At 65.9% G+C, this 14,520-nt stretch carries 6 protein-coding genes, 1 tRNA gene and 5 pseudogenes; 6 read left to right on the forward strand and 6 right to left on the reverse strand.

Annotated elements, in window-relative coordinates; all coding sequences use genetic code 11:
* Positions 1-317: pseudogene (locus T428_RS32285) on the forward strand (HNH endonuclease); the annotation flags it as partial.
* 156 nt (positions 318-473) lie between these two features.
* Here T428_RS32285 and T428_RS0119965 read toward each other — a convergent pair.
* From T428_RS0119965 to lipQ, 5 genes and pseudogenes are all read right to left on the reverse strand, one after another.
* The gene (locus T428_RS0119965; protein WP_025737884.1) at positions 474-2,495 is read right to left on the reverse strand and encodes a bifunctional copper resistance protein CopD/cytochrome c oxidase assembly protein; all 2,022 of its coding nucleotides are present in this window, start codon (positions 2,493-2,495) and stop codon (positions 474-476) included.
* Positions 2,496-2,532: 37 nt separating this feature from the next.
* Positions 2,533-4,723: pseudogene (locus T428_RS29670) on the reverse strand (glycerol-3-phosphate 1-O-acyltransferase).
* A pseudogene (locus T428_RS29675) lies at positions 4,720-6,499 on the reverse strand (HAD-IB family hydrolase). The pseudogenes T428_RS29670 and T428_RS29675 overlap by 4 nt, the downstream one beginning before the upstream one ends.
* Positions 6,496-7,804: pseudogene (locus T428_RS29680) on the reverse strand (wax ester/triacylglycerol synthase domain-containing protein). Before T428_RS29680 ends, T428_RS29675 begins: the two co-directional pseudogenes overlap by 4 nt.
* A gap of 188 nt (positions 7,805-7,992) precedes the next feature.
* Entirely contained in the window at positions 7,993-9,240 is a 1,248-nt protein-coding gene (gene lipQ, locus T428_RS0119995; RefSeq protein WP_025737888.1) for an esterase LipQ, read from the reverse strand.
* A 185-nt stretch (positions 9,241-9,425) separates the two neighbouring features.
* On the opposite strand from lipQ, the gene T428_RS0120000 reads away from it, so the two are divergent.
* The 5 genes and pseudogenes from T428_RS0120000 (at position 9,426) to T428_RS0120020 (ending at position 13,752) form a co-directional block, all read left to right on the forward strand.
* Positions 9,426-9,502 (forward strand) — tRNA-Arg (locus T428_RS0120000).
* Positions 9,503-9,587: 85 nt separating this feature from the next.
* Positions 9,588-10,280, forward strand: coding sequence for an ANTAR domain-containing protein (locus T428_RS0120005; RefSeq protein WP_245605003.1), 693 nt, complete (start codon positions 9,588-9,590; stop codon positions 10,278-10,280).
* A 78-nt stretch (positions 10,281-10,358) separates the two neighbouring features.
* A complete protein-coding gene (locus tag T428_RS0120010; protein ID WP_156943008.1) occupies positions 10,359-10,613 on the forward strand; it encodes a hypothetical protein in 255 nt (84 codons plus the stop codon).
* A 335-nt stretch (positions 10,614-10,948) separates the two neighbouring features.
* A pseudogene (locus T428_RS34940) lies at positions 10,949-11,479 on the forward strand (PPE family protein); the annotation flags it as partial.
* Between the two features lie 1,730 nt (positions 11,480-13,209).
* Complete coding sequence (locus T428_RS0120020; RefSeq protein WP_156943009.1) at positions 13,210-13,752, forward strand: hypothetical protein; 543 nt, start codon at positions 13,210-13,212, stop codon at positions 13,750-13,752.
* A 145-nt stretch (positions 13,753-13,897) separates the two neighbouring features.
* Here T428_RS0120020 and T428_RS0120025 read toward each other — a convergent pair whose 3' ends face one another.
* Positions 13,898-14,500, reverse strand: a complete 603-nt coding sequence (locus T428_RS0120025; RefSeq protein ID WP_025737893.1) for a TetR/AcrR family transcriptional regulator — start codon at positions 14,498-14,500, stop codon at positions 13,898-13,900.
* Between the last annotated feature and the right edge of the window lie 20 nt (positions 14,501-14,520).

Here is a 14,520-nt window from a genome sequence, read left to right on the forward strand (position 1 = left end):
ACCCGGCTGCGGGGCCACCCGCGGTCTACACGCCCACCACATCGTGCACTGGGAAACGGCGGCCCCACCGAGTTGACCAACATCGTCTTGGTCTGCCCCTACCACCACCACCTGCACCACCGCGGCCTGATCACCATCACCGGAGACCCCGAGCACCTGCTCGTCACCGACCACACCGGCCAACCACTGCGCCCAGGATCACTCGCGCACCCACCCAACCCCCACCCGACGTGCCACCATGCCCCGGACCCACCGGCGAACGCGCCCACTGGTGGTGGTACCAACCCTTCCAACCACAACCACCACCCACCAACTAAGCTGCGTGCCAACGGCATTGGGTTGGGTAACAGCAACGAAATACTAGCGGGAGTGCGATTCACGAATGTGTTTGCCGGCGAGTCAAATTCGCACGCGAGCCGCGGGCGCCATTCAGTCGCCGATCACCCGAATCCAAAATCGCGGTGCCGTTACGCTCACGGACCACTCGAAGGCCGCGACCCAGGCCCGCGAGCCAGTTCGGCCAGCATGGCGTTGTAGGCGGCCAGGTCGGCGTCGTCGTCGCGGTCGGCCGCCCGGTCAAGCCGCCGCGCGGTTCGCTCGTCGCTGCGGGCCCATTGCACCAGCAGCGCGAGCATCACGATCACCAGCGGCACTTCGCCTGCCGCCCAGGCGATTCCGCCACCCAGGCGTTGATCGCCCAACAGATCGGTGTGCCAATTCAAACCCAGCGACCGGTAGTAGGCCTCCCCCAACACGGTTGGGGTGCCCATCAGCTCCACACCGAAGAACGCGTGCATGGGCAAGGACGCAAACACCACGCCCACCTTGGCCAGCGGCGGGATCGGTCGCGGTGTCAGGTCCACGCCGATCACCACCCGATAGAAGAGGTAGCCGCTGACCAGGAAGTGCACGTTCATGGCCAGATGCCCGGCATGGCTGGCGACCGCGTTGTCGAAGATGGAGGTGAAGTACAGGCCGTAGAAGCCCGCGACGAACAGCACCGTCGCCACGATCGGGTTGGTCAGGATGCGCGACACCCGGCTGTGCAGCGCGGCCAGCAGCCACTCCCGCATGGCAGGCGGATCGTCGCGGCCCGCGGCGGGTAACGCCCGCAGCACCAGACTGACCGGCGCGCCCAGCACCAGCAGGATCGGTACCAGCATCGACAGCCCCATGTGCGCGACCATGTGCATGCTGAACATCGCCGGCATGTAGCGGCCGACGCCGGACGAAGTGACGAACAGCAGGGTCACACAGCCCAGCAACCAGGCCAGGATCCGTCCCGCCGGCCAGTGATCGCCACGGCGGCGCAACCGCAGCACCCCCGCGATATACAGCGCGGCCAAAATGATTGCGGCCGTGCCGAAGATCAGATCGAAGCGCCAGTCGAGCAGGATTCGCGCCACCGTCGGCCCGCCGTCGAAGTCGTAGCCGATCTCGGCCTCGGGAATCGACGGCAGGCGGATCGGCGGTGGCGGCGGCGGAGTGCGGTCCAGCCCGACGGCGACGCCGAACGTCACGCCGAACAGCACGGCCTCGACCAGCGCCAGGCGAATCAGGCCGCCGCGTGACGTAGGGTCACGTTGCAGCGCAACGACTCCGGCGCGTCGCTGACGCCAGCCCAGGACACCCAGTGCGCACACGGCGACGAACTTGGCCAACACCAGCCGCCCGTACGTCGTGGTCAGCACGTCCGACGGCAACACCCGCACCAGGGCGTTCATCACGCCACTGAGCACCATCGCGACCCAGCACCACTGCGCGATCGTCGAGAAGCGCCGCGCGGCAAGCGCGAGGTAGTCGCCGCCCCGCACCGCGTGCGCCAGCAGCGCCAGCAGCCCGCCGGCCCACAGGCTGGCGGCGACCAGGTGAATCAGAAGGCTGTTGGTGGCCAGGTCGTGCGAGCCGCCGGCCGATGAGTGGCCAGTCAGCCCCAGCGGGATCAGCGTGATCACCGACCCGGCCAGCAGCAGCGGCGTCCACGACCAACGCAGCACCGCCAAGCTGGCCAAGGTTACGGCGGCGGCCAGGAACGCGGTCCAGCGCCACGACGAGGCGGTGTTGACCAGGCTGGCCAGCGACCACAGGCGCACCGGGTTGAGGATCTCGGTCAACCGGTGACCGGATACATCGGAAATGGTCAGCGGGACCAACAGGACCGCACACACCGCCCACACGCCCGACGCGACCGTCCCCACCCGTAGCGCTCGGTAGCCGCCGGCGTCGAGCACGCCGGACTTCTGCGGCGGCACCAGAAACGCGGCGAAGAGAAGCGATCCGACCGCCAGCACCGCGGCGATCTCACCCGCGGCCCGGACGAACGGCAAGCCCAGGGTTGTCGCCGGGCCCCGATCGGGTAACCCGGTGGCGGTCAGCGTATCGGCCAGCGACAGCGCCGCGATGCCGGCAGCCGTGCAACCGGCCAGCACCGCCACACCGGTAAGCAGCGGCCACACCAGCGCCCTGGTCTTGGCTGCGGACTGGCCAACCGTCATGCGTCCAGAGTATGGGCGGGCGCCCGCAAAGCCCGCCCTACCAAACCGGGCGGGCGCTGCGCTCCTCGCGTGCCCGGAATTCGCGGGCCACGAATTGGTTGCGGGCGATCTGCTCGACGTAGCCGAAATCCCGTAGAATCGCCCGCAATTCCCGGCGGAAGGCCGTGCGGCGTTCGGCCAGATCCTCCGCCGGTGCGATCAGATCCTGATCGGCGACCACCTGGCGCGCGGTGGCAAAGAGCAGCGTCGACACCGACTCGCTGCTGCGCACCCGGGTCTGTGCCACGTATTGCTGACCGACCCCGAGTGCGGCCTCGGTGAGTTCCTTCTGCCCGACATCGGCCGGCGCATCGCGCAACACGTCGGCGACGATCTCGTAGGCCTCGAAGAACACCCGCAACATCGCGTCGGACATCAATGGCCGCTTGGCGAACAGCAACGCGTCGATAGCGGCGCCGCCGGCCGCGACGTGAGTCTCCCAATCGTCATGCCATGCCATCTCTTCGGCGATGTTGTCGCGAAAGGCCGTCGAATCGGCGAAGTAGAAGTCGAATTTGAGCAGATCCCGCAACCGCATCGCCTGGGACCAGAAGGCTCCCATCCGATCGCCTTCCGTGTGCCGGGCATGCGCCAGGGCGAGTTCGACGATCGACGTTTCCAAAAAAGCGTGAATGACCGAGTTCCGATAGAACGCCGCGGCGTGCTCCTTGTCGGGCGTGATCAGCCACACCGGCTCGCGGCCGCTGTCGACGCGAGTGATGGGGTGCCCATTGGACAGGGCGTCGACGGCCGCGCGCACCCCGTCGCTGGTGCGCAGCCGCAACGCACTATTCGATACCGGCGTGTTCTTGCGGTCCAGGTAATCCAGTGAGTCCTGCAGCGTGTGGTGCAGTTGGTCGAGTGTGAGGGCCGCGCCTCGGGTGGTGAGCAGCAACGCGCACACCAAACCGTTGCCGTCACCGGACTGGCCCGCAGGATCCGCCACGCAACTTCGAACGACATTTTTTGCAGCGCAAGACGTTTGGTGTCTTCATCCTGGACCAGCGGGCCGTGCGGCGGGCCGAGGTACTGGCGCATCGAAACCGCTTCGGGGAAGCGGAAGTAAATCTTGCCGTAATTGCGTTCGCCCTGCGCCTTGATGAAGTTGTACAGCCACAGCACGCCCTCGGGCGTCTTCTCGCCGCCGTGTGCGTAGGCGGCGTATTCGGCCGTCTCGTGCAACTGGTCGAATCCGATCGAAACCGGTTGCAGCAGAATGTCTTCGCTACGGCCGTCCAGATACGCGTTGGCCACGTACGACATCAGGCCGAGCTTGGGGGGCAGCATCTTGCCGGTGCGCGAGCGGGTGCCCTCGATGGACCAGCTCAGGTTGAATCGCTTCTCGACGATGTAACCGACGTATTCACGCAGCACATACTTGTACAGTGCGAGAACAGCAGCACGGCCGGGTGAACCTCCAACCCGGTGCGCATCGCGGCGATTTGGAACGCGTCGTAGTCGATCTCCGCTTCGAAGCCGCGACAAACCGCCCTGGCCAGAACGGAAGCCAGGTCGACCGACACCCGGCTCCACCCGGTCGCCAATTCGTCGAACATTTTGCCCGCTTCTTCGACGCTGGCGCCGGGGATCTTCTGCAGTCCCGCGCGAAACCGCGTGGACGCCAAGATCTCCGGCTTCAGCAGCCGCGGCGACTTGTACTGCGGCCCGAGGATTCGATACTCGGCTCGTTCTAACGCCAAAAGGGCACGGCGCGTAACGAATTGGGTGAATTCGCGTTCGCCCCCGCCGACGGTGGTGTCGCGCCATTGCTGGCGCAGTTCGGACGCCTTGGCCGCCTCGCCGGCCACCACCCTGGCGCGGTGGCGATCCTTGCTCAAGATGTGGCGCTGCCGCCGTTGGTTGGGGTGGTAGGGATCCCAGCCCGGAAGTAACCCGGCCAGCTTCGCGGCTCGGCCACGATCCGGGGCCGGTAGCCAAAACACCCGCACCGGCACGATCGAGCGGTCTTCGCCGGATTCGAGGCGGTCGACAAGCAGGTTCAGCGCCGTGGGCGGCGCATCGCCGGAAGGAAGTTTGAGGACGTCGAACTTCACCTCCGGATTCCGGGCGCGCTGCTGGCTCAGCCACTCCATCACCAGCTGCGTTTCGACGGCGGACTCCATGGACGCCAACACCAGCGAGTCTCGCGCGGTCAGGACTGCGCTGGTATCTGCGGCCGGTTGTGTCACGCGCGCCCTCGAGGCCGAGACGTCGACTCGGCACTACCGGGCTGATCCGTGCCGGGTTGCACAGCCTCACCGTCGTTGAGTGCAACCTCCGACTCATTCGGATTCGGCTGCACCGGTTGGGGTTTGGCTGCGCCCTCGGTCGGTCTGGCCGCCGACTTTCGTGGCGCGGCCTTTTTGGGCACGGCCTTTTTGGCCGGCGCCTTTTGGCCGGCGCCTTGGTCGCGGTGGGCTTGGCGGGGAGCTTGGCCGGAGTCTTTTTGCCCGGCTTCTTGTCGGCGTACAGCGCGGCCTCGGGCAACTCGTCCTCGGGCCAGTTGGCCAGGGTGTCCAGATACAGCTGGCGCACCTCGGCGATGTGCTCGGGCAGCGTCTCCACCGTCCAGTCCGTCACCGGGATCGGCGGGAACACCGCGACATCGACGGTGCCGGGGTTGATAGTGGTCGAATTGCGGGCGGCGACGATCTCCGCGTTGCGAATCACGATGGGCACGATCGGAATTCCCGCCGCCATCGCGATGCGGAACGGCCCCTTCTTGAACGGCCTGACCTCGGTGGTATCGATCCGGGTGCCTTCGGGGGCGATCAGGATCGAGAGGCCTTTTTTGGCGCGCTCTTCGACGGTCTTCATCGTCTCCAGCGCGGCGACCGGATCGTCGCGGTCGATGAACACACCGTCGGTCAGTTGCCGAGGGTGCCCACGATCGGATCCTTCTGCAGCTCCTTCTTGGCGACGGCAACCCAGTTGTCGCGCACCAACGCTCCGGCGATGATGGGGTCAACCTGGTTGCGGTGGTTGAAGATAAACACCGCCGGGCGTTGTGCCCTCAGGTGCTCCTTGCCGATGACGTTCAGGCTCACGCCGTTGGCGCCCAACAGCGTCTGGGGGAAGGTCGAGGTGAAGAAGTTCACCCCACGCCGTCGGCTCAGCGTCAGCAGCCCGACCCCCAGCGCTCCGGCCACGACCGGGAACATCGAGCCGATGCCGGCCAGCGTGCGCACCTGAGGCCGGATACCGACGCTGCCCCGGCTGCTGAATTCCAGGACCGGCCAACCCCGCCGCTTGGCGACGGCGGCCATCTTGCCCTCGGGGTTGGTCGGCCGCGGATTGCCGACCAGATACATCAGCGCGACGTCCTCGTCGCCGTCGGCGTAGAAGTAGCTGTCTTTCAGATCAATGTCGTGCTCGGCCGCAAACCGTTGTACCGCAGCGGCTTTGCCCGGCCCCCAGAGGATCGGCTCGACGACCTCGCCGGTGAACAGTCCGTCCTCGTTGACTACGAACTTGTTGGTGAGCGTGTTGTCGATGCCGAGGAAACGTGCCACCGGGTTGACCTGGATGGTCAGCGCCGACGAACTGAGCACCACGGTGTGGCCGCGAGCCACGTGGGCGCGCACCAGCTCCCGCATCTCCGGGTAGATACGCGACTCGATCCGCTGGGCGAAGAGCCGCTCGCCGATCTCCTCCAGGTCGGTCAGCATCCGGCCGCGCAGCGCCTCGGATGCCTTGCTGATCAGATCTTCGAACTCCAAGCGCCCCAGCCGGTGGTTCAGCCCGGCTTGAACCATGCTGAGCAGCTCACCGACCCCCATGTCCCGCCGGCGCAAGCGCTCCTGGGTGAGGATCACCGCGGTGAACCCGGCGACCAGCGTTCCGTCCATGTCGAAGAACGCACCGACTTTGGGCCCGGGGGGACTCGCGCGATTCTCGGCGACCGAGCCGGGCAATTGCAAATCCTTTGGGGGCGTGGGTATCCCGTGGTCCTTCGCCGCGCTCATGAGCCCGACATCGATTCGGACAACGCATCGGGTTGCGCAGCGAACGATGCCCGCACCGCGTGTGGCGCCGGATCGCCGGCCAGTGCGAGAATCTCGTCGAAGCCCTCCAACAGGCATTGAGCGAACAAGGCTTCCTTTCGTACCGATGCTCTATCGTAGCGCACCGTGATGGTGCACCACCCGCCACGCGAAATTAGCACCACCATCATCGCCACACCGGGCAGCGGACCGATACCGTACTGCCGCAAGACTTTTGCTCCGGCGATGTAGGTGTCCCCGGGGTAGACCGGGACATTGCTGGCCTGCACGTCGGCTCCGACCACCGAGCCGGTGATTCCCTCCAGCACGGCCGTCGGGAGCACGCTGAGCACCGGCGCCAGCGACCCGATGATGTTCATCGCGGGCTCGTCGCGGCGCTGTGTCATCTGGGCGCGAATCTTGCGCATCCGGGCCACCGGATCGCCCGCACCGACGGACGCCGACAGGTTGACACCGGTGAACCGGTTGCCGCCGGCGGTGTCGGCGTCGGCGCGCAAGCTGACCGGCACCGCCATCGGCAGCGAGCCGATCGGGACGCCGAGTGCCTGGTGGTAACGCTGTAAGGCGCCGCACAGGCCGGCCAGATACGCGTCGTTGATCGACCCACCGCCGGCTTTGGCGGCCTTGTGCAGATCGGCGAGCGGGATGTCGATCGCCTCAGAACGAGTGGCCAGGCTGCGCCGGCGCAGCAGCGGTGACGGCTCGGCGGCACGGTTGACGACCCGGATGCCGGAGACGGCGTAGTTGACGATCCCCGACACCGTCGACACCGGTTCCATCAGCACCCGTCCGGCCGCCGACACCGCTGCACTGACGGCCCCCAGGACGCCGCCGACCAGAGCGATCGGCAAGTGGTTGAAGCCCTCTCGCATCAAGACCCTCGACCAGGGTCGCCGTCCACAGCGGCCGCGAGATGTCCAGCGGCGATTGCAGGATCAGCTCGGCGAGATCGAACACCTCACGCAAGGTGCCGGGTTCGGACACGCGGACCCGCCGGACGTGGAAGTCCAGGTTGAAGTCCGGGTCCACCACCCAGCGCGGGTTGGCCGTCGGCAGCGTGGGCACCACGACCTTCTGGCGCAGTCGCAACACTTTTCGCGACGCATTTTCAAACCGGGTGCGGAATCGCTCCCAGTCCGGCGTCGTGTCGAGCAATTCCAGCGCCATGATCCCCGACCGGGTGCGCAGATTCGCTTCGCCTCGGTGCAGCAGGTAATCGACCGGCCCGAGCTCGTCGGACAATCCGAGCGTCCCCCCGGGGCTCAGTCATGATCGTCGGATCGACGCGCCACGCTTGTCACCGCCGTCAAGCCTCCTGCCTCAGCTCCGTCAACCGGATAGCCCCACCAACGCTAGTCGCGTCGACGCACTGGTGAAAGGCACGATTCGGTCGCTACTGGCGGCGCAGCGAACCGACGGGCGCGACGTTTTGGCAGACAGTCGGGCTGCGCAACTCAGCTGGCCGACGTCGCCGACAGCGGCCACGAATTGAGCAGTGCGGTCGCCCGGCGCCCGTAGACGATGCCCAGGAAATCGGCAACGGCCTGGGCGGCCAGCCGGGACCGGGCCGTGGACAGGATGTCGAACGCATGGTGGGCGTTGGCCAGCTCGGCATGTGCGACGAGCGGGGCTCCGGCGGCGCGCATCGCCGCGCAGAAAGTGCGGGCCTGCGTGCAGGGAACCAGCTCGTCCTTTTCGCCGTGCAGCACGAAAAACGGGGGCGCTTGGTCGTGCACGTAGTTGATCGGCGACGCTTCGGCGAATCGCTCGGGCGTATCGGCGAATCGGGCCCGCATGACGAACTGCTCGAGAAACGGCAACATCAGTTCGTGCATCACTTCGGCGTTGGTGAAGTCGTAGACGCCGTAGTAGGGCACCGCCGCCTGAACCGTGGTGTCGGCGTATTCGAACCCGGGCTGAAACCGTGGGTCGTTGGGAGTCAGCGCGGCCAACGAGGCCAGGTGGCCGCCGGCCGAGCCGCCGGTGATCGCGATGAAGCTGGGATCGCCGCCGTAGTCGGCGATGTTCTCACGAACCCAGGCGATCGCCCGCTTCACGTCGATCAGATACGCCGGGATGGTGGACCGCGGGCTCTTGCTGTAGTCGATCGACACGCAGATCCAGCCGAGTTCGACCATGCGGCTCATCAGCGTGTAGGCCTGGCCGCGTTTGCCGTTGACGGTCCACGCCCCGCCCGGGACCTGGATCAGCACGGGTGCGCGGCGGCCCGGTGTCAGGTCATGACGGCGCCAGATGTCGAGCAGGTTGTCGCGCCCACCCGGACCGTACGAAATGTCTGATGTCTGAACCGCATAACGCGCGTGCGGCCCCGGTCGGTGCAACAGCCCGGCGCGGGGTGCGCACTCGGTTCCTTCGCAGGTCGGGTGACTCACCAGGTCCGGATAATCCGGCCCGAAAGCCTCCTCGAGGGCGGCGGTGAGAGTTTGCTCCGCCCGCTGCCCGGCCCAGGAAGCGCCGACGCGACCGATGGCCGGGGTCGATATCCGGGCCAACGCGTGCCCGGTCACCACCTGCGGGTAAAATTCGGTGGTCAGCCAGCCGGCGAACCAGCCCAGGGCAAACGGCGAGCCGCGCAACAGCAGGCCAGCCGCCCGGGATGCCCCTCTGGCATCGGCTACCAGGCGAAACGCCTGAGCGCCCGCCCTCGCGTACCGCGCAGTCATGCTCATGGCCACGCCCATTGAACGGCTCTCCTCGACCGTAGGCACACGCCTCGTTGCGGTTAACAGCTGATTGCCAGCTGGTGATGTACGTGTGTCGAGGTTCAATACAATAACCGATATTGACGGTGGGGCAAGGCTTTTCGAGCGTGTCGCATCGGCGAGTCGGAGTGCCGCCGCGAGTTGGATAGACTGACCTGCGCATTGCCTCCGTAGCTCAGGTGGATAGAGCAAGGGCCTTCTAATCCCTAGGTCGCACGTTCGAGTCGTGCCGGGGGCACCAGCAGTTTCTCCGCGGGAGATCCGCCGCAACGGGCTGATGCCCGCCAAGGTTTAATTCGACAGGCACCGGTGGAACACATAGCGCTGTGACCGTGGGCGACAGGTTGGGCAACGACATGGCAAGCGCGATGGGCCGGCTTGCCATCGAAATGCAGAACCAGGTCGACACCGAGGCCACCCTTCGGTCGATCGTGGTGGGTGCAGTGGCGATCGTGCCCGGTACAACCTGGGCGGGCATCTCGCTGGTCCACGGAAATGCGGTCGAGGCACGCGTGCCCAGCGATCCCCTGGTGGCCAAGCTGGACACCCTGCAGTCGGAAATCAACGAGGGCCCCTGCCTGAGCGCGCTGCGCGAGCGCCGCACGGTGTTGATCAACGATATGGCGACCGAAACTCGCTGGCCGAATTTCTGCGAGGCCGCAATCGAGTACGGCGCTCGAAGCCTGCTCAGTTTCCAACTTTTCGTCACCTCACAGAACCTCGGTGCGCTCAACCTCTACGGCGACGAGGCCGGCGCGTTTTCCGAAGACGCTGTCTTCACGGGCGAACTGTTGGCCCAGCACGCCTCCGTTGCCTTGTTCGGCGCGGCGGCGGAAGCGCAGTTCGACGACGCGTTGAGTACTCGTGACGTCATCGGTCAAGCCAAAGGAATCATCATGGAGCGCTTCGACCTTGAGGCGTTTGCCGCGTTCGACCTGCTGCGCAAGTTGTCCCAAGAGTCCAACCAACGACTGGTCGACATCGCCCGCGCGGTCGTCAAGACCCGAGGCAATTCCTGACGTTCGCGCGCGTCCGAAGGACACGTGGCAACGAATCGCTTGGTGTGCGCCGGGAGATGCGAAGGGCGGCTAGACCAAATGACTTCCCATCCTGTCGTCCACGAGATCGAGCTCCTCGGGGACATCTACGTGACACATGAAGTTGGTTCCAACCGGATTCACCTCGTGGGCACCGCCGCGGAAATAGCGCGGGCCCTGAGCCTCCCACCAACCCGGGGCGCGGTACGCAGCAGACTTCTCGAGGTGTTCGTAACCGCTGACCAGCTCAGGGACGCCGCGACCGATCTAGACAATCGCGCGCCGGCCGGTGCGGTGGTGAGCCTGGGTGACTGACGCTCGGTCGTTTGCTGCTGGCCGAGTTGCGGGTGCTGCCGGGGTGGTCGAGAATTGGTACGGTCAGCATGAATTTGGGTAGCGGTCGGCCCGTGGCGGTGCCGTCGAATCCTCGTCTGACGATGCGCGACGTCGCCTGGGGACGATGCGCCGGTACAGTCCCGAAAGATCCAGCGGCCGCATCCTTTTCGCGTGCCAAGATCCCGGTCCACCGCCGCATTCAACCGTTAAGCCAGCCGTAACTCGGGGTTTCTCTGAGGGGCGTCAATTTCCGGAATTCGCGAGTACGCTCCTGCTGACAAATCAGCGCGCACGACTGCCAAAAGCGAAAACACATGGATTTTGCCCTGTTGCCGCCGGAGATCAACTCGGGGCTCATGTATGCCGGGCCGGGGTCTGGACCGATGTTGGCCGCGGCGGCGGGCTGGCACGCGCTGGGCGCCGAGCTGGAGTCCACCGCTGTCGGCTACTCCGCTGTGGTTGCGGCGCTTACCGACCAAACGTGGTTAGGCCCGTCATCGATCGCGATGGCGGCCGCGGCCACACCCTATGTGGGGTGGCTGTCGGCGACCGGGGCCGCGGCGGTACAGACCGCCGTCCAGGCCTATGCGGCGGCGGCCTACGACACGGCGTTCGCAATGACGGTGCCACCGCCGGTGATCGCGGCCAACCGGGCGATGTTGATGGCGTTGATCGCGACCAACTTCTTCGGGCAGAACACCCCGGCAATCGCGGCCACCGAAGCCCAGTACGTCCAGATGTGGGCCCAGGATGCCATCGCCATGTACGGCTATGCGGCAGCGGCCGAAACCGCCAGCACGCTGGAAGCATTCGACGACCCGCCGCAGACCACCAAGTCGGATGGCCGGGATGCCCGGCGCCAAGGCCGCGACGACTTCCAACGCGGTCGCGACGGCGGACGGCACGGCCACCACAATTCGGGCTGGAGGCACTGCGGCGACCCGCAGGGGTCGCCCCCGACCCAGATCGACGCCGGCTCCACCTACACCGCCGGCGAGGGCGGCGCCACGGTCACCGTCGACGAGGGCACCCTCACGGTCGGCCAGGGCTCCGTCGTCGATGTCCCCCGAGGCATCGTCACCGCCGCCGCCGACGACACTATCGTCCAATTCTCCGATTACAAACTCGTCCTCGGTGCGGGCGACACCTTCGTTCCCTACGGCAACTTCACCGTCACCTCCGGCTCGGTCACCGTCCCTCAGGGCTCTACAGTCACGTTCACCTCTGGCGGCTCCCTCACCGGCGGCGTTCAGGGCGCGTCCGGCACCGTCACCGAAGGCTCCATCGCGCCGGCGGCTGCGCCGGTGGTGACGCCGACAACGACGGTGACACCGACCGCGGCGGCACCGGCGACCACCGCACCGGCGTCGTCCTCGACGTCGACGACGTCGGCCAGCGCATCGACGTCCGGGACCTCGTCATCCGGGACGATGTCCGGGACGACATCGGGGACGACATCGGCGCCCGCGGAGCAGGTTCCGGGCGCTCAGTCGGCGCCCGGGGCCCAACCGCAAACGGCTTCGGGGGTGGCGCAGGCCGCACCCGGGGTGGCACCGCACGCCCTACCTGGGCTGGCCGCACCGCTCGCGGCTCCCGGGGGTGTCGTAGCAGCGGCGGGCGGGCCGGCGCCCATCGGGGGACCGGCGGCCCTCGGGGATCCGCTGCAATGGATTGCCGACGGGCAACCTCCGGGCGATGCGGCCAACGTGGCGCTCGGCGCGCCGCCGGGTTCGCTTCCGTTCGTGCATACCGATCAGGTCGTGCTTACGTCGGGGGCGGCGCTATTAGGTGCCGGTGGTGGCGGATTTACCGCATTTGCTTCCACCAAAGCCACATTTTATCGTGGCGAAACTGTGGTAACCAAAATACAGCACGAAGCGCTAGTACGCGAAACATCGCTTCGCTTTGTGAAAAGCTTGGATCGAGTACAGAGCGCCATTAATTCGTCGTCTACACCCAATTATCCGCGGGTCTTGATGAACTATTGTCGTTCCATCCCGCCGCCCGAAGCCTCTTCGAGCAGGTGAAGGCGGGGGCCGGGCGACACCCGGTCAGGCGCTCGAAATCCTTTCCGGCACCACAGAACTCGAGCAAATTGCAACCGCCACGTTCGGCACGGCGCTCGGCGTGACCCCTCAAATCGCAGAACTAAATGACATTCTCACGGAAATGAAGTTGACAATGCCTCGCGATGTCCTGATAAAAGCCCAGTACGCCGCGGTCGTCACACTTTTCGCGTCCCATATTTCACTGACCGGTGCACCGACGAGTAACGGACATCAAGCCTCAAATGCGGCCATCACCGACTTTGTCGAAGCGGTGCGAAGATTTCGGTTTGGACCCGATAGCGTCGGCCTGAGACGACGACGGTCACGCCACGTTCGTTCCAGGTGGTCCGGCGTTCAGTGTCGCCGGGAGCGTGGTCGGTGGCTCGACAGCGTGGGACTGGGCTTTCGGCGGGGTCGCGGAGCGGTCGATTCCGGGGGTGGTCGCCGCCCCACACCAGGATCGGTTGCCGGATTTGTCGCTCGGGGAGCAGTCCGGCTAGCAACGGTCTACATTTACGCATATGCACATGGATCAGGCTGTACTCACTTCGCTTGCGACGTTGCTAGGTGCCGGTGTTGGCGGCTTCACGACATTCATGTCCTCTAAAGCCGCATTTCATCGAGGGGAAACGCTCGAGACCAAACGGCAGCATGACGTATTGATGCGCATTGTATCGGTGCACTTCGTGAAAATCTTGGACATCGTGCAGGGCGAGATCAGCTCGTCGAGGTTTAGGGAATTGCCAACGGAACTCGATGAACTAGTGTCGTCTAATCAACACGTCAAGAATCTCGTCGAGCAGGTACAAGCCGGCGCGGCCGCATCAACCGCCTCCCAGGCGCTTGAGCTGCTATCGCCCGCCGCGGAACCCACTGCTTCCATACTTGAGCAAATTGCGGCCGCCACTTTTCGCGCGGCGCTCGCGGCGGCACCTCAAATGGTAGAACTTGATAGCGTGATGGCAGAAATGAAGTTGATTATGCCTAACGACATCCTGCAAAAAGCGCAATACGCCGCGACCGTCACACTTTTTGCTGCCCTCATTTCCGAGACCGGCACCGACGAATAACTGGAAACAGGCCTCGAGTGCGGCCATCAGCGACTTTGTCGAGGCTGTGCGAACCGATTTCGGTTTGGACCCAATATCGATTGCTTGAAACGACGCACTTCTATTTTCAGAAAATTATCAACCGATCGCACCGGCGTGCGCAGCGTCAGGCGCGCAGGGAATCGACCAGCCGATCGATCACCGCGCCGGCGTCGGCGCGCGCCTGCCGCTGGTCGTCGGCGCGGGCGATGTAGAGCGTTGCCTCGCGCAGTGCCCCCAGCATCGTCAATGCCGTCGCCTCGACCGGCTGCGGCGGGATACTCCCGGACTCGATGGCGTCGCTGATCAGGCCCCGCACCAACCCGATGTTGTAACGCTGCCCGATCTCGCTCCAGCGGTCCCACCCCAGCACCCCCGGCGCGTCCATCAGCACGATGCGCTGCACCTCGGGATCCGCGCAGGCGTCCAGCCAAAAGGCCGAGCCCAGGCGCATGATCTCGACCGGGTCGGTCGCCCCCGCGGCGGCGATCGCCTCACCCATCCGGGTGGACATTTCGCCCTCGACTTGCTCGAGCACCGCGGCGAACACCTCCGTCTTGTCGGCGAAATGGTGGTAGAGCGCACCGCGGGTCACCCCGGCATTGCGCACGATGGTCTCCAGCGACACGTCGGCGAAGCCCGGCGCGGCGAACAACGGGCGGGCGGCGGCGATCAGCGCGTCACGCGTCTCGGCCGCACGTTCGGCCTGCGTGCGGCGCTTTTCCGGCATGGCTTCATACATACCGCATG

This window comes from Mycobacterium genavense ATCC 51234, assembly GCF_000526915.1.
GTDB lineage: Bacteria > Actinomycetota > Actinomycetes > Mycobacteriales > Mycobacteriaceae > Mycobacterium > Mycobacterium genavense.